This window comes from Trichococcus ilyis, from assembly GCF_900109135.1.
Classification (GTDB): Bacteria; Bacillota; Bacilli; order Lactobacillales; family Aerococcaceae; genus Trichococcus; species Trichococcus ilyis.
This window is the reverse complement of the sequence record NZ_FNYT01000003.1, coordinates 1-15,966: the sequence shown is the minus strand read 5'-3', so window position 1 is coordinate 15,966 and position 15,966 is coordinate 1. Positions and strand designations below refer to the sequence as shown.

Sequence of the window (15,966 nt, the reverse complement as noted above, 5' to 3'; positions counted from 1 at the left end):
TGGTCCATTTTGTGTTATCAGGAGCTGAAATGCTAAGATTTGCCCGTTTCAGCGATAATCAACTTGATGCATGCCTCGACACTGCGCAGCATCGGATTGTCCGACCGATAGATCACTCGCGTCTTGATCTTCAACGATTCGACCGGCGTCGCCAGGATGGTGATCCGCCCGGAGAGAATGTCTTCTTTGATGACGTCTTCCGACAGGATGGCGACACCGGCGTCCTTCAGCAAAGCTTGACGGATCATCTCAAGGCTGTTGAAGGTCATCCGATTCTGGTCGGAAAGGCCATTTCTGTGCATGAACTCCTGCAGGAAACTGCTGTAGGATGATTCTGATCTGTAGAAAAGCAAAGGCGGCTGCAGATCGGGTTCCTGTATCATGCGGCTGGCCAATGCTGTTGAGGCGACGAGGCAAACAGTGTCTTCCCGAAGCAGACGGTCACGCATGCCGATCGTTGTGTAGTTGGCGCTCAGGATCCCGATGTCGTATTGCTTATCGCGCACGCCTGAAAATATCAGTTTGGCGTTCTCAGCGGTATCGATCTCGATTTCGACCTCAGGGAACCGCTCATAGGCTTTCGCAAAAAAATCCGACAGGTTCATCTTCATGTAATTCAGATCCCCTACAATCCGCAACCGGAGTTTTTCTTCGGACAAGTTCCGCATCTTTCCCAACGCTTCCTCATAAAGGCTGAATATTTGGGAGGAATACTCGAACAAGGCTTCCCCGGCGCTTGTCAGGAACAGCTTCCTGCCGGCCCGGATGAACAACTCCTGCTCCAGATCCGCTTCCAATTTTTTGATCTGTTTGGTAATTGCCGGCTGGCTCAGTCCGAAATGCTGGGCGGTCTTTGAAAAACTCAAATATGTAGCGCAATAATAAAACGTCCGTAGCTGTGGCAAACCCATCGCAATCCCTCCATGTCAGGTTAATTTCCATTCAGTATAACCTGATGTTATGGAAAAAGGTTAGGTATGTAAGGAAGTCGCGAATCCTGTCAGGTAATGTCACATATCCGGGAAAAGCCGCAACTATTCAAAAATCATCTGCAACACTTATAGGGACGGGAAGGCATCGTTTTCAGCAATTTACACCAAGTGGCTGACCCTGAAAATGTTGCTTATACTTTGAATCAGATAAGAGCAAAGCAAGGGTCCACGCTGGATGGCAAAGGTCGATAGCCGTTCATCCGGGTCCGCAAATGCATCAACTGAACGGAGGGAGCTTATGTACGTCGCGAACGGAACAGGCAGGCTTGAAATGGTTTTGCTGTCAAAACCCAGTCATATCCATCAGGCCAAACAGATCAACGAAATTTCAAAACAATGGGACCTGCAGCAGATAGATGAAAGCCGCATCCAAAAGGAATTCCAGGAACTCCATTCATTATATGAAAGCTTGGGCATCTCCGTCGAGCTGATGGAAAAGGATGAAATCCTTCCGCATGCTGTGTTTTCCCGGGACTTTGGGGGCTGCGTGAACGAAGGCTATATCCTCGGGAAATTCAAAAATGATATCCGCTTGCCGGAAACCGAAGCTTACGAAGCGAAGATGGCCGAGCTGGGCGTTCCGCTGTTGGGGGAAGTGTCAGGAACGGGCGTCTTTGAGGGCGGGGATTTTGCCTTCTTGGACGAACGCACGGTTGCCATCGGTATGTTGGATCGGACGAACGCAGAGGGATTCGGACAGATTAAAGGAATTTTGAAGCCATTAGGGTATGATGTGCATCCCGTTGAAATGGATCCGCGTTACCTCCATTTGGACATGTGCTTCAACTTGGTAGCTCCCAAGCTTGCGATCGGCTATGCAGATTTGCCTGAAACTTTCATAGCGTTGTTGAAGAAAATGGAAATCGAATTGATCACCGATGACGAACATGCGATTTTCGGCCATGGCTACAATGTCCAGGCGATCGGCTGTGGCGAAGTGATTTCATTGGCCCGGAACCGGGGCATCAATAAGAAGATGCGCAAGAAAGGACTCACCGTCCATGAAATCGAGTTGACGGAGTTGCTGAAATTAGGGGGAGGCATCCATTGCATGACTTTCCCGCTGAAAAGAGTGCATGCATAGGGGGGAAACAATATGTACGAAACAATCAAAAATCTGCCGCAACCGCAGCAAATTGAAGCATTGGCAAAAGAACTCGTCCAGATCCCGAGCATCAACAGTTCCGCTCATGGCGAAGCGGACATCAGCAGGCGCGTCGCCGAGATCCTGTCGAGTTTCCCTTATTTCAAGGAGCACCCCGATCTGGTCTGGGAGACGCCGTTGCTGAATGATCCTTTGCATCGGAGCAATGTGTTTGCATTTCTTCCCAAAGCTGATTCGAAGGAAATCGTCCTGCTGCATGCCCATATCGATACGGTCGGCGTCGAGGATTTCGGAAAGCAGAAAGCAGATGCTTTTTCGCCGGAGCGCCTGTTGCGTTTTTTTGAGAATTACGAAGCAGATGCTGACGTTCAAAGCGACGCATTATCAGGCGAATGGGCATTCGGGCGCGGTATGCTGGACATGAAGAGCGGCATGGCCGTGCATCTGGCAAACCTGCTGCACTATTCATTGCATCAGGAAGAACTCCCATTCAACCTGTTGTTGATGGGGAATCCGGTTGAGGAGAACGATCACACCGGCGTCATCGCTGCTTTGCCGGAGCTGTTGGCGTTCAAGCGGAAAGGGTACGAATTCATCGTTGCGGTCAACACCGATTTTGTTTCGCCTTTGTTTGAAGGCGACGACACACGCTATCTGTATACGGGCGCTGCCGGGAAAATCCTCCCTTGTTTTTACATCAAAGGTCGGGAAACGCATGTGGGCAGCACGCTGCAGGGCATCGACCCGACGCTGCTGTCCAGCGCCATCAATTTGGCGATCAACACAAACCCCGACTTGTGCGAACTGATCGATGATGAGGAGGTGCTGCCGTCATCCGCTCTGCAGCAGCGGGACTGCAAAGACTTCTACAATGTCCAAACGGCTAAAGTGGCGCATCTCTACTTCAACACTTTCCTGTACGAACGCTCCGTTACGGATGTGCTGTCGATATTGCGCGGTGCAGCCGAGGAAGCCGTCCGGCAAGTGACGGAAAAACTGGATGCCCGGCTGGCTGAATACCGTGCCAGAGTCGGTGTCCCGATCGGTACGATCGAGCATGAGGTAAACGTCCTGCTTTTCGAAGATTATTTGCGGGAGTGCTCGCAGAAGGGCGTCGATACGGCTGCAATCATCGCCAGCACGTTCGAGACATACGGCAGCGAGGACAAGCGCGCTTTCGGCTTTAGGGTGGTCGACGCATTGGAGCATGCGACAGGGGATGATGCCGCCAAAGTGATCCTCTTCCTGGCGCCGCCGTTTTGTCCGCATAACGGCATCGAACCGGATTCGCCGGTTGACCATGCGATTTCAGCCGCGATGGAAAAAATCAGGGCGGAGCACGGCCAGACGTTCAAAAAACGCCGCTTCTTCCCCTTCCTTTCCGACAGCAGCTATCTGTCGATGAGCGAAAGCAAGGCGGAAATCCTGACATTGATCCAAAATTTTCCCGGTATGGCAAGTATTTATCCATTGCCTACCGATGCCATCCAGGAGCTTTCGATCCCGGCGGTCAATCTGGGGGTCTATGGGAAAGGCGCGCACACTTGGAAGGAAAGGATCCATAAGCCATACTCCTACGAAGTTCTGCCCCGGCTGATCAGGGAAGTCATTGCGCATCTGTCGCGTGAGGAGAGAAATCTTGAGGTCAGCAGGGATAAGCGATTATCCGGAAGTTTAGGCAAGCCGTGATCGCAGTTATTTTTTGAACCGCAGATGCCAAGTCAAGCCGATCAGGTGGGCCAAATAAATGATCAACAGGACGATGCGCAGCGTTGTGCTGTCGGTCAGCACAAAAGGAATCGCAAAGACAAAGAGCATCATCACGAACATCCGGATCATGCCCGCGTTCGTGATGTTTTTCTTTACCAAGGGCTCAACGATGTATTGCCTGTATTTATCCGACTCGGTGAATTGTCGGTGCAGACGTTCCGAGCTGTGGAGCCAGAAAAAACCGGTCAGCAGATAGAAGACAGTTGTAGGCAGGAAAGGCAGGAACATCCCGATGGTCCCGAGGGCGAACGTCAATGAACCCAGTGCTATGTATAGATATTTTTTCAAATAAGTAGTCTCCTTCAAATCTGATTAGATCCAGATTATTTTTGCTGCATATAGTTACTATCATGCTCTTCATGAAGATTGTCCATGGTATACTATTCAGATAGTATAGTACATTTGGCGGATTGTGTGTATTAGGGGAATCCTGATTCATCGCTGAGGAGGAGCTGTTTATGAAGAATACGTCTCTTGTTATTTTAGGTTTACTCTTTCTTGTTTTCGGGATCAGTTTTATTCTGCCTTGGATACTGCTTCCGAACTATGAGACGTTCGCGCTGGATCCGACATCCGGCTACCGGTTTTATTCGCATAACTACTTTGTTTTAGTTCTTTTCGTTCTGATTTTCATAACGTATTTTCTGATATTCAGGTTCAGGAAAGCCAAAGTGCTGCTCTTGCTGGCGGCGGAACTGATTTTTTTGGCGGGTATCATCCTGTCTCCGCTTCTGGCCAATGGACTGGTATTCCTCGACGTCGTGCTCTACGGCTATTATGTTGCCGTAGCCATGTTGTTGACGTTGATTGTTTATGTGATGGTTTTGTATTTTAACTGGCATGAACAGCTTTCATAATGTTTTTGCTTAACTGTGTGCGAGGATTAGTGCATTCCCTCCGCACGGTTTTTGTTTTGTACAGATGGGCTTATTCAGCTGACAGAAAGCGTTTGTATATTTTGACAAACCTTTTTATTCGTGATATTATTCTTTCGAAATCGAAATATTAAAGGGAGGTGTTACGATGTCTGCAACAGATCGCGATACTTTAAAGGCCCTTACTGTGTTATTTAAATCATCCCAACATGTACAGGACAAACTGAAGAAAGATATGATGAAGCAGGGTTTGAATTTTTCCGAATTCGCCGTGATGGAATTGTTGTACCATAAAGGGGAGCAACCCATCCAAAACATCGGAAAGAAGGTCTTGCTTGCCAGCAGCAGTCTGACGTACGTTGTCGATAAATTAGAGAGCAAAGGGCTGGTGCAACGCATCCCATGTGCAACCGACCGCCGCGTTATTTTTACAGCCATTACCGAAGAAGGGCGCAAATTGATGGACCGGATTTTCCCATTGCATGCTGCGTATATTGCGGAGATATTTTCCGTCCTTTCAGATAAAGAAGTAGAAACGTTCATCGATTTGGCCAAACGGGTAGGGCTCCATGCCGAAAACATGGAGCATTGACCATCAGCTAGCGCAAACCAAACAGGGACTTCCGCAGCATCGCGCTTCGGAGTCTCTTTTTTGCGTTTTTTCTGCAGGAACGGTCACTTTTCCAGGATGCAATCCTTAGAGATATGGTAAAATAGGCAGTATCAGACAAAAAGGAAAGATGACTGTGAAAAACAAGAAAATCAGCAAAACAAATGCGATGCGCATGCTGGACAAACAAAAGTGCGCCTATAAAGTCCATGAATACGAATGGTCGGAGGATCATCTCGATGCGATGTCCGTCCTCGAGAAAATGAGCGAAGATGCCGGCGCCATCTATAAAACCATCGTGGCCGTCGGCGACAAGACCGGCGTCGTCGTCGGGGTCATCCCGGCGCAAAATGAGCTCGATTTGAAGGCCTTCGCGAAAGTCAGCGGCAATAAACGGATCGAAATGCTTCCGTTGAAGGACCTGGAAGCGACAACCGGTTACATCCGAGGTGGCTGCTCGCCGATCGGGATGAAAAAAGCTTTCCCTACCTATTTGTCCCACCATATTCTTGATGAAAAGAGCGTGTTGGTATCCGGCGGCAAGCGCGGAACCCAAATCGAGCTCTCTCCGGAAGACCTGATGAAAGTAGCACGTGCCAAAGTTGAAAAGATTACACAAGAGAAAGATGAATGATGCACGTTCCTCTTTGTCGATGGAAAAGGAGCACGTATCATGAAAAAATTGCACATTTACCATATCAATGATCTGCATTCGCATTTCGAAAATTGGCCGAAAATCCGGCGCTTTTTGCTGGAGAAGAAAGCCTTCCATGAAAAAAACGGGGAAGAAGTGTTGCTTTTCGACATCGGCGACGCCTGTGACCGGGTGCACCCTTTGACGGAAGCGACGAACGGCAAGGCAAACATCGAGCTTCTGAATCAGGTTCCGTTCGATGCGGTGACGATCGGCAACAATGAAGGCATCGGCAACGACAAACGGCAGCTGGACGAGCTGTATGATGACGCTGATTTTCCGGTTGTATTGGCGAATCTCTATGACCCGGAAACGGATGAACTGCCGACTTGGGCGCAGCCTTATCTCGTCAAAGAGCTGGCCAGCGGTCTGAAGGTCGGGATCATCGGGCTTACGGCACCGCTCTACCTTAGCTATATCCCGAACGGTTGGAACCCTAAAGAATCGGATGAAGTCCTGCCGAAAATTTTGTTGAAAGTGGCGCCGTCCGTCGATTTGATCATCCTACTGTCGCACGTCGGCATCATCGAGGATATCCATATCGGCGAAATGTACCGTTCGATCCCGGTCATCATCGGAGCGCATACCCATCATGTACTGCCGGAAGGCAAGCATGTGGATGACTCCTTATTGCTGGGGGCGGGCAAGTTCGGAAAATACATCGGTCATGCCACGGTCAGCTATGATTCCGATCGGATTATGGATCGCAAAGCGGAATTGATCGAAGCAGAAAATCTTCCGGAAGAGCCTGGTGATAGGGAAGAGGTCGAGGAACTGCAGCAACGCGGAGAGGAACTGCTGTCTGCAATCCCCATCGCGGATAACCCGGTTCGGCTGAAAGCGGATGAAGGCCACACCAACGACTTGTTGCTGCTGGGATTGGATGCTGTGACCGAATATGCCGGTACGCCATTCGGCATACTGAACTCCGGACTGTTTCTGAAAGATTTGCCGGAAGGGACCATCACCAAAAATCATCTGCACCAGATTTTGCCGCATCCGATGCGCCTGCTGGAATGTACCTTGACGGGACGGGATTTCAAAGTCATGATCGAGGAAATGGAATCGCAGCGCGAAGAACTGATGACGAAGGAAATAACCGGTATGGGTTTCCGGGGAAGGATATTCGGCGAGCTGTGTTATCGCGGTTTCGAAGTCGATCCGGAAACGAAGCAGGTGAAGGTGGAAGGCAAGGAGCTTTCCGATGAGGAGGACATCACCTTTGTGACGGTGGACCATTTCCGCTACATCACCTATTTCCCGACAATCGAAAACGAAGGCCGCAGCCGTCTGTTGTTCCCGTATTTCCTTAGGGACGTGTTCGGGCTGCATCTGGAAGATAAATTTCCTATTACAAGAGAAAAGTGAGGTGCTACCATGGATAAAAAGGAATTGGTGGATGAAACAGTGAAGACGCAGGTGGACGCCTTGCTGGAAAATCTTTCGGAAGAAAGTGAGCAGCAAACAAGCGAACGCAGCGAAGACGAAGCAATCGTCAAGTTGTTGGACGACAATCGTCTTCTGGTGGGGACGCAAGAATACGAATTGAGCATCGACCACCGGGAAGGCTTTGATGCTGAAGCATTGGCCGGAAGGTATACGTCCATCCTGAGCAAGTATGATTATATCGTAGGGGACTGGGGCTATGACCAATTACGCCTGAAGGGCTTTTACCGAAACAACAACAGCAAAGTCGCCCAAGACAAGAAAATCAGTTTTCTGGAGGATTATCTCTATGAGTACTGTAACTTTGGCTGCGCCTATTTCGTGATCGAAAAGACGCGTTCAGAAAAAGAAAAAATAACCAAAACCAAACGCAACCGCAAACGCAAAAACCGTGAAGCCACTAGGGGAGAAGGGGCGGCAGACGCTGTCAATCAAACCGCTGCCCAGCCGATTCCGGCCCAGCCCAACAAAAATAAAGAGGCCAGAAATGCTGACCGGCCGAGGAATCCAGGCAGGAAAAAAGAGTTTGTGATCAAAGACGTAAATGCAAAAAATCCGCAGGAAAAAGAAAGACCAAAAACAACGACGACAAAGCCTGTCAAAGGGGAAAAGAAAAGTTTCCAAATCAAAAAGATAGAGCAGTGACTAGGAGGAGAACATCATCAAAAAGTATAAAGGCTATTTAATCGATCTGGATGGAACGGTGTACAAAGGTGCTGAGCGCATCCCGACAGCTGAAGTTTTCGTCAAAGAACTTCAGGATAAAAATATCCCCTTCCTGTTCGTTACCAACAATGCGACCAAGACTGCTGCGGAAGTAAGGGAAAATCTGTTGCGAAACTTTCAGATTGACGTTACTGAGGATCATATCTATACAAGCGCGATGGCTGCGCTGGATTATCTGAAGGAACTGAACATCGGCCAAAAAGTTATGGTCGTCGGAGAAGCTTCTTTGAAACAGGAAGTCCAAGCGGCAGGGTTCGAAATGGTTGAGGAAAATCCTGATTTTGTCCTGCAGGCGTTGGATCGCGATGTGACGTACCCGCAATTGGAAGCCGCTTGCTTGGCTATCCAGAACGGTGCCAAGTTCGTTGCGACCAATCCGGATACCAACTTGCCTACCGAAAGGGGCTTCATTCCGGGAGCAGGCGCATTGACTGCTTTTCTGAAGGCCTGCACGCAAAAAGAACCGCTGATCATCGGAAAACCATATCCCACAATCATGGCCGGCGCGATCAAACGGATGCAACTCGAGAAAAAGGATGTTGTCATGGTCGGGGATAACTATAATACGGATATATTGGCAGGCGTCCACTACGGCGTGGACACTCTGATGGTCCTGACCGGATTCTCCCAACTTGCGGACATCGAAGGGAAACCTGAACAACCGACATACATCGTCAACGATCTGTCCGAGTGGGAAGTGTAAGAATGGCGCAGAAATTGAAATATTTTCTCGGGCATGTTGCCATTTTCTTATTGGTGTTGAGTGCAAGTATCGCTCTCACAATCAATTTCACCCCGCTTTACAGCTTTGATATCCGCTACCTGAACATCGAACAAATGGCCGGATTTTCGAAAGACATCCTCCTGGACAATTATCGGATCCTGATGCAGTATCTGAATTTGCCGTGGATAGCAGAATTGAAGATGCCGGATTTTCCCGCCTCCGAGAGCGGACTGTTCCATTTTCATGAGGTAAAAAGACTGTTTCTGCTGGATTACGCCATTTTGGGAATCTCGGGTGTTGCGACCGCATTATTTTTGCGGATGGTCAAAAACGAGCAGGGATATTGGCGCATGCTGACTCCTGTGCTACTGATGATCACCGCTCCGTTAGTGGCTTTGACAGTGATATTCATGAATTTCGATCGTTTGTTCGTGACATTCCACAGCGTGTTCTTCAATAATGACGCCTGGATCTTTGATGCCCGGACAGACCCGATCATTTTGGCGTTGCCGCAGGATTTCTTCATGCACTGTTTCGTAATGGTCTTTGTGCTGATCGAACTGCTGCTGGTGGCGTTGTATTTCTGGATCCGCAGGAAAGTCAAAAAAGCATAAAATAAAGGGATGCCTCTTTTGCGTGAGGCATCCCTATTCGTTTAGTCAGATTCCCGACTCAGCGCTTGATTTTCACTCTCTTTAAACGTGTTCTGAATACCAGAAATCTCCGCTTAATGCTCGATTCCTAAACGGGATTCATCGCACTCTCTATTTCATGATGTCGCTTTTGTTTGGGTTGTCATGGGCGATGCGGCTGGCGGCTGCAGCGGCGATGGCGCCGACGATGTCATCAAGGAAAGTATGGCATTCCGAGTCAGTCTTGTCATTCAGTTTCTGCAGGATGCCAGGTTTTACTTTATCGATGTAGCCATAGTTCGTGAAACCGATGGAGCCGTAGACGTTGACGATGGAAAGGGCAAGGATTTCATCGATCCCGTAGAGGCCTTCGTCGTTCAGGATGATGTCCGCCAGTGGTTGGGACAGGTGCCCCGATTCGGCAAGTTTGTCCAATTCGATGCCGGTGATGATCGTATTCTGGACTTCCCGTTTCAGGAATACGGCCGTTACGCTCTCGATGCACTCCTGCATCGTCAGATTTTCCACGTAAGATTTTTGCAGATGCAAAACGAGGTCGGCGATATCTTCGACGCTCACACCGCGTTCCTTCATCAGAGCCACCGCTCGTGCGTGCAACTCGCTGTCTGGTTTGACCATATTGATGCCTCCTGGATTTGTATTTGATACTATCATTATAGAGGAAGGGTTCTTGGAAACAAAAGAAAACAGCTGCGCAGGGCAACTGTTTTCTCGGATAATTAAAACAAGCTTGTGCTGTGCATCGGTTGCACGCGTGTGTCGGGATTGATGTAGACCATCGCATTGTTGACCGCAATCGGTGCTTCGCCAAATCCGGTGGCGATCAGTTTGACTTTTCCGTCGTATGTTCCGATGTCCCCGATCGCGTAGACGCCAGGGATGGTAGTCTCCATTTTCGAGTTTACGGAGATGGCATTTCCTTGGACTTCGAAGCCCCATTTCTTCATGGCGCCGATGGAGGATGAAAAGCCGTAATTGATCAAAAAGTCATCGACTTCCAACTCAAGCGTGTTCTCTTTCCGGGCTTCCTGAAGCGTGACGCTGGTCAAAATTTCGGCATTCCCGTTGACGCTGACCGGAACAAACGGAGTCATGATTTCGACGGTGGATTCCTGCAACAGGTGAACGCTGTGCTCTTGGGCGCGGAACTGCGGGCGGCGATGGATCAGATAAACCTTTTTGGCGATCGGTTCCAAAGTGAGAGCCCAGTCTACTGCCGAATCCCCGCCGCCGCAGATGGCGACCGTTTTGTCGCGGAAACTTTCGATATTGTTCACGAAGTAGTGGAGATTGGTATTTTCATACTTGTCGGCGTGCTCGATTTCGAGTTTTCGTGGCCTGAAGGCACCGTTTCCGGCAGAAATGATCACCGCTTTTGAATAATGACGATTCTTGGTCGTCTGAATTTCAAAGATGCCGTCCGCATTTTTTTCGAGTTCAAATGCTTCCTCGCCGAACACCAGCTTCGTGTCGAAGCGGTCCATCTGTTCCTTCAGTTTTGTAACGAGATCGCCGCCGGAGATGGCGGGGTAACCCGCGATATCATATATGTTTTTTTCTGCATAAAGCATGCCGGGTTGGCCGCCGAGTTGTGGTAAGGCTTCTATGATTTTGACTTTTGCTTGGCGCAGTCCGGCATAGAACGCCGTGAACATGCCGACAGGGCCGCCGCCGATGATAGTGATTTCGTATATTTCTTTATCTGTCAATGTTCTTCCTCCGTTGTTTCTGTTCCGGGCGAATCCATCACCCGGAGGGGTATCAGATTTGCTCATAGAACAGTCTGACGATGAATGTCACAAAGATGCCCGTCAGCAGTCCGACGAATACTTCTAGAGGTTTATGCCCCAGATATTTTTTGACGGTCATTTCTTCCGGGTAAACTTTCTCATCGTCCTCTTCTGCTTTCAGTTCCGTCTCGTTCTTCGGGAATTTGTGGGATAAACGGTTCAATTCTTTGATGGCATCGATAAGCACGATGCCTTGTTCGCCGCTTTGCCGACGGACGCCCATCGAGTCGAACATGACGATGACGCCGAAAGTAGTAGCGATGGCAACATAACCGGACCCGATGCCGTATTGCAGGATCAGCGCTGTGATCAAGGAACTGACGGCAGCCGAGTGTGAACTGGGCATCCCGCCTGTAGTCGTAACAATCGACAAGGATGTCTTCTTGTCTTTCGAAAAAATTGCGATCGGATATTTTAAAGCTTGGGTGAATAGGATAGCTGCCAGAGAGCAGATTAAAGGGAAATTCTCGAAGATCATCATTATTTTTTCATCCTTCACTTATATAGCTACTTTCCAAATATGATAACATGAATCGCTGCATACATCCTAATGAAAAAGAAAAAACGGTTTGAATTTTCATTTTTGGATAAACGGGGGGTTAATCTTTTGCATCTTGTGGTAAAATGTTAAAAAAAGGAGGATGAACAATGAGCTTATTTCCACAATTACAAGCAACAGGCAACGAGAAGAAAGTCATTATGAAAACGAACAAAGGGGATATCACAATCCGTTTGTTCCCGGAATTGGCGCCCAAGACAGTCGAAAATTTCCTGGGTTTGGCTGAAAGCGGCTATTATGACGGCATTATTTTCCATCGTGTCATCGATAACTTCATGATCCAAGGCGGCGATCCGACCGGTACGGGGATGGGCGGCTCAAGTATCTGGGGTGAATCATTTGAGGATGAATTCTCGATGAATCTATTCAATCTGAATGGCGCATTGTCGATGGCAAACGCCGGCCCGAACACAAACGGAAGCCAATTTTTCATCGTGACGGCTAAAGAAGTGCCTATGACAATGCTTGCTCAATTGGAAGCTGGCGGCTGGCCTAAAGAAATCGTCGAAGCCTATGCGGCAAACGGCGGTACACCTTGGTTGGACCAAAAACATACCGTTTTCGGGCAAGTGGAAGCGGGAATGGACACTGTCTATGCAATCGAAGGCGTGAAAAAAGGCGCTCAAGACAAACCGGTTGAAGATGTTGTCATTGAAAGCATCACCATCTTGTAATAATATGGCAGGGGCATCAAAAATGCCCCTTTTTCTTCCCGAGTTAAACTATCTTGTTTATAGCGCGCCTAACACTACCGGGATGTTTTCAAGGTAGTGTTCATTATGATGCCGCCTGAGATTTGCATCTGGTCAAAGTTGCATCAGAAATTCTATCCTTTCATCTGGGCACGTGGTATAATTATCTGGTACTGTGAGGGGATCAATGGATGAAAATGGAATATAAAATCGGGGACATAATTAAAGGCAAGGTAACAGGTATCCAATCCTATGGCGTGTTTATTTCGTTGGATAAGAATACACAAGGCTTGATCCATATATCCGAATGCAGGCATGGATACGTGACCAACCTGGATGAATTCATTCAAATCGATGATGAAGTAGAAGCCAAAGTCATAGATATCGACGAGTACACAGGGAAAATCAGCCTGTCGCTCCGGGCTATGGAACGATTGGCCACACCTTGTTATCCGGCAAAAAGAAAGAAAAGAAAAAGAAGATACTTACCGCAGATTGGTTTTGAGACCTTGAAAGAAATGATGCCGACCTGGATCGAAGAGGCCAAAGAAGACGAGAAAGTTAGGAAATCGATAGGGGAATAATCCTGTCTATACGACTTCCAGTGAAAGGGGACATTCATGATGACAAAAGAAAACATAGTAGCAGGGACTATTATGGTCACTAATGAGGCCGAGGAGACTTATTTTTTGGTCAAAACCGAAAATGGGACCTACAGCCTGCCTAGTGTAAACCTATCCGAGAGCGGAAAATCCCCTTTAGGATCTATAATGGAAGTCTTGCTGGCACATGTTGGCATTGAATCTGAGTCATTGCGGTTGCTTGACTTGACGAACATAAGAGGAAATGGCAAAAATATGCCTTTATTTGTTTTCGATGCATTAGAAAAACCTTCCGATTTGGACAGCTTATTGAACGAACCAGGGAAGCTTGCATGGAAAAAGTCTTCGGAAATTTCGGAAATACTTACTGATCTGGAATTGGACAGCGTACCCATTTACCATTAAGCTGGCTTATTTCTCATCGGTAATCATTTTATAAAAAATTAGGAGGATATTAAATGTCACACATTCAATTTGATTACTCTAAAGCTTTGAAATTTTTTGGTCAACACGAGCTCGACTATCTTCAAACCCAAGTAACTGCAGCCGACACGGCGCTTCGTGAAGGCACTGGCCCAGGAAACGATTTTACTGGCTGGATCGATCTGCCGAAAGATTATGATAAAGAAGAATTTGCGCGCATCAAAGCGGCAGCGAAAAAAATCCAGTCTGATTCGGAAGTTTTGGTTGTTATCGGTATCGGAGGATCTTATTTAGGTGCCCGTGCGGCGATCGACTTCCTGAACCACACCTTTTACAATGTTCAGACTGCTGCAGACCGCAAAACACCGCAAATTTTCTTTGCCGGCAACAGCATCAGCTCAACTTATTTAGCTGATCTGATTGAAGTGATCGGGGATCGCGACTTCTCAGTGAACATGATTTCGAAATCTGGCACAACAACAGAGCCAGCGATCGCATTCCGTGTCTTCAAAGAATTGTTGATCAAAAAATACGGTAAAGAAGAAGCGGTGAAACGCATTTACTCTACCACGGACAAAGCAAGAGGCGCAGCGAAGCATGAAGCAGACATGGAAGGGTACGAAACTTTCGTAATTCCTGATGATGTCGGCGGACGTTTCACTGTATTGACACCAGTTGGCTTGCTTCCGATCGCTGTCAGCGGAGCTGATATTGATGCGTTGATGCAAGGTGCTGCTGATGCCCGTGAAGCATACATGAATCCTGATTTGGCAACAAACGAAGCTTACCAATATGCGGCAATCCGCAACATTCTTTACCGTAAAGGCAAAGTGACTGAAATTTTGGCTAATTATGAGCCAGGAATGCAGTATCTGTCAGAGTGGTGGAAACAATTGTTCGGCGAATCGGAAGGGAAAGACCAAAAGGGGATCTACCCAACCAGCGCGAACTTCTCTACAGATTTGCACTCGATCGGTCAATCGATCCAAGACGGACAAAGAAATATCTTCGAAACAGTCGTCAAAGTTGCGAAGCCTCGTAAGACAATCCAATTGCCATTAAGCCCTGAAGACTTGGATGGTTTAGGCTACCTTGAAGGCAAAGATGTTGATTTCGTCAACACAAAAGCTTACCAAGGTACATTATTGGCTCATACGGATGGCGGCGTGCCAAACTTGCTGGTCACCATGCCTGAAATGGATGCTTATTCTTTAGGCTACCTAGTGTACTTCTTTGAAATCGCGGTCGGTATCTCTGGTTACTTGAATGGCGTGAACCCATTCGACCAACCAGGTGTAGAAGCGTACAAGAAAAATATGTTTGCACTTCTCGGCAAGCCTGGATTTGAAGAATTGGCTAAAGAATTGAACGAAAGACTATAAGCTAGCATCAAATACCTGATAAAGCGGACAATTCGTTGTCCGCTTTTTTGCAATCTAAAACTAAGAGCTTACCTGATTGAGCGGATTCCTTCATAAAATGATCAACATCAAGGTGGGCTAACTCCCGATTCGCAACTGAGTCCTTGGCGAGAGCCTGTTCACCGGAGCGAAGCGAACCAAGTGGAGGGTATTGCCGATGCAATCCCAACCCTATTGATGAGAAAAATTGAAAATTACCTGACCCCCAAAAAACGGCATACTATCCATTGATATTGATGTGCAGCTGTTGACAGGGCTTACATTTTTGTGGTAAAGTTGAGTTCCTCGGTAATCCGATGCGTTTTGTTTTGGATTTTGTTTGACACGATAAGGGAATGATGTTAGTATTATGAGGTTGTCTTTTGTAAGACCACATCAGGATAAGATTGGTTGTTGACAGCAAGATGAAACGGTGTTATCATATAAAAGTTGCTGATTCAGCAAAGCGACAGTCTGAAATTTATTTCTAAAAACTGTTGACAAGCGTGGGCGGCCGTGATAATATGAATAAGCTATCACGTAACGAGTGATAACGATTGGCCTTTGAAAACTGAACAAAGAATGAACGAACCAAATGTGCAGGGAGCTTCGATTTCGGTCGAGGCAAACGAAGGCGATACGCAGTATCGCAAACATAAAGTCAGCAAGAAATTAAGAGCTATTCAGCTTTTCATGCGGGTTTCTGTACAAGAGCCCATTTTACATGAGAGTTTGATCCTGGCTCAGGACGAACGCTGGCGGCGTGCCTAATACATGCAAGTCGAACGGTCTTTTCTATGGAAGCTTGCTTCCACTGGGAAGATAGTGGCGGACGGGTGAGTAACACGTGGGTAACCTGCCCATAAGAGGGGGATAACATCCGGAAACGGGTGCTAATACCGCAT

At 47.8% G+C, this 15,966-nt stretch carries 18 protein-coding genes and 1 rRNA gene; 14 read left to right on the top strand and 5 right to left on the bottom strand.

Going from position 1 to position 15,966, the window contains the following annotated elements; translation table 11 throughout:
- Window positions 1-32: 32 nt before the first annotated feature.
- Window positions 33-911, bottom strand: coding sequence for a LysR family transcriptional regulator (locus BMX58_RS02155; RefSeq protein WP_068621964.1), 879 nt, complete (start codon window positions 909-911; stop codon window positions 33-35).
- Window positions 912-1,230: 319 nt separating this feature from the next.
- Here BMX58_RS02155 and BMX58_RS02150 point away from each other — a divergent pair, with 319 nt between their 5' ends.
- Together BMX58_RS02150 and BMX58_RS02145 are read left to right on the top strand one after the other, a co-directional pair.
- Entirely contained in the window at window positions 1,231-2,076 is an 846-nt protein-coding gene (locus BMX58_RS02150) for a dimethylarginine dimethylaminohydrolase family protein (RefSeq protein WP_068621963.1), read from the top strand.
- Between the two features lie 12 nt (window positions 2,077-2,088).
- Window positions 2,089-3,786 (top strand): peptidase M20, encoded by a 1,698-nt coding sequence (locus BMX58_RS02145; protein WP_068621961.1) that lies wholly within the window; start codon window positions 2,089-2,091, stop codon window positions 3,784-3,786.
- Between the two features lie 6 nt (window positions 3,787-3,792).
- Here the strand turns inward: BMX58_RS02145 and BMX58_RS02140 are convergent, their stop codons facing one another.
- Window positions 3,793-4,155: a YbaN family protein gene (locus BMX58_RS02140; protein ID WP_068621959.1), complete on the bottom strand. Its 363-nt coding sequence runs from the start codon at window positions 4,153-4,155 to the stop codon at window positions 3,793-3,795.
- A 170-nt stretch (window positions 4,156-4,325) separates the two neighbouring features.
- On the opposite strand from BMX58_RS02140, the gene BMX58_RS02135 reads away from it, so the two are divergent.
- The 7 genes from BMX58_RS02135 (at window position 4,326) to BMX58_RS02105 (ending at window position 9,556) form a co-directional block, all read left to right on the top strand.
- Complete coding sequence (locus BMX58_RS02135; RefSeq protein ID WP_068621957.1) at window positions 4,326-4,724, top strand: hypothetical protein; 399 nt, start codon at window positions 4,326-4,328, stop codon at window positions 4,722-4,724.
- Between the two features lie 166 nt (window positions 4,725-4,890).
- Window positions 4,891-5,334: a MarR family winged helix-turn-helix transcriptional regulator gene (locus BMX58_RS02130; protein WP_068621955.1), complete on the top strand. Its 444-nt coding sequence runs from the start codon at window positions 4,891-4,893 to the stop codon at window positions 5,332-5,334.
- Between the two features lie 148 nt (window positions 5,335-5,482).
- Complete coding sequence (gene ybaK, locus BMX58_RS02125; protein ID WP_093088770.1) at window positions 5,483-5,986, top strand: Cys-tRNA(Pro) deacylase; 504 nt, start codon at window positions 5,483-5,485, stop codon at window positions 5,984-5,986.
- 39 nt (window positions 5,987-6,025) lie between these two features.
- Window positions 6,026-7,414, top strand: coding sequence for a bifunctional metallophosphatase/5'-nucleotidase (locus BMX58_RS02120; protein WP_068621954.1), 1,389 nt, complete (start codon window positions 6,026-6,028; stop codon window positions 7,412-7,414).
- Between the two features lie 9 nt (window positions 7,415-7,423).
- Window positions 7,424-8,137 (top strand): YutD family protein, encoded by a 714-nt coding sequence (locus tag BMX58_RS02115; protein WP_068621952.1) that lies wholly within the window; start codon window positions 7,424-7,426, stop codon window positions 8,135-8,137.
- A 13-nt stretch (window positions 8,138-8,150) separates the two neighbouring features.
- Window positions 8,151-8,921 carry a TIGR01457 family HAD-type hydrolase gene (locus BMX58_RS02110; RefSeq protein ID WP_068621947.1) on the top strand — a complete coding sequence of 257 codons (771 nt, stop codon included), beginning with the start codon at window positions 8,151-8,153 and terminating at the stop codon, window positions 8,919-8,921.
- Window positions 8,922-8,923: 2 nt separating this feature from the next.
- Window positions 8,924-9,556 carry a TIGR01906 family membrane protein gene (locus tag BMX58_RS02105; RefSeq protein WP_068621945.1) on the top strand — a complete coding sequence of 211 codons (633 nt, stop codon included), beginning with the start codon at window positions 8,924-8,926 and terminating at the stop codon, window positions 9,554-9,556.
- A 150-nt stretch (window positions 9,557-9,706) separates the two neighbouring features.
- Here BMX58_RS02105 and BMX58_RS02100 read toward each other — a convergent pair whose 3' ends face one another.
- The 3 genes from BMX58_RS02100 to BMX58_RS02090 form a co-directional block, all read right to left on the bottom strand.
- On the bottom strand, window positions 9,707-10,213 hold the full coding sequence (locus BMX58_RS02100; protein ID WP_068621943.1) for a phosphatidylglycerophosphatase A family protein: 507 nt from the start codon (window positions 10,211-10,213) through the stop codon (window positions 9,707-9,709).
- A gap of 101 nt (window positions 10,214-10,314) precedes the next feature.
- On the bottom strand, window positions 10,315-11,304 hold the full coding sequence (locus BMX58_RS02095) for an NAD(P)/FAD-dependent oxidoreductase (RefSeq protein ID WP_068621941.1): 990 nt from the start codon (window positions 11,302-11,304) through the stop codon (window positions 10,315-10,317).
- 52 nt (window positions 11,305-11,356) lie between these two features.
- Complete coding sequence (locus tag BMX58_RS02090) at window positions 11,357-11,866, bottom strand: divergent PAP2 family protein (protein ID WP_068621939.1); 510 nt, start codon at window positions 11,864-11,866, stop codon at window positions 11,357-11,359.
- Window positions 11,867-12,033: 167 nt separating this feature from the next.
- Here BMX58_RS02090 and BMX58_RS02085 point away from each other — a divergent pair, with 167 nt between their 5' ends.
- From BMX58_RS02085 to BMX58_RS02065, 5 genes are all read left to right on the top strand, one after another.
- Window positions 12,034-12,618, top strand: a complete 585-nt coding sequence (locus BMX58_RS02085; protein WP_068621935.1) for a peptidylprolyl isomerase — start codon at window positions 12,034-12,036, stop codon at window positions 12,616-12,618.
- A gap of 215 nt (window positions 12,619-12,833) precedes the next feature.
- The gene (locus tag BMX58_RS02080) at window positions 12,834-13,220 is read left to right on the top strand and encodes a CvfD/Ygs/GSP13 family RNA-binding post-transcriptional regulator (protein WP_068622209.1); all 387 of its coding nucleotides are present in this window, start codon (window positions 12,834-12,836) and stop codon (window positions 13,218-13,220) included.
- A 36-nt stretch (window positions 13,221-13,256) separates the two neighbouring features.
- On the top strand, window positions 13,257-13,643 hold the full coding sequence (locus tag BMX58_RS02075; RefSeq protein WP_068621933.1) for a hypothetical protein: 387 nt from the start codon (window positions 13,257-13,259) through the stop codon (window positions 13,641-13,643).
- A gap of 53 nt (window positions 13,644-13,696) precedes the next feature.
- Window positions 13,697-15,043 carry a glucose-6-phosphate isomerase gene (locus BMX58_RS02070; protein ID WP_068621932.1) on the top strand — a complete coding sequence of 449 codons (1,347 nt, stop codon included), beginning with the start codon at window positions 13,697-13,699 and terminating at the stop codon, window positions 15,041-15,043.
- Window positions 15,044-15,781: 738 nt separating this feature from the next.
- A 16S ribosomal RNA gene (locus tag BMX58_RS02065) occupies window positions 15,782-15,966 on the top strand; the annotation flags it as partial.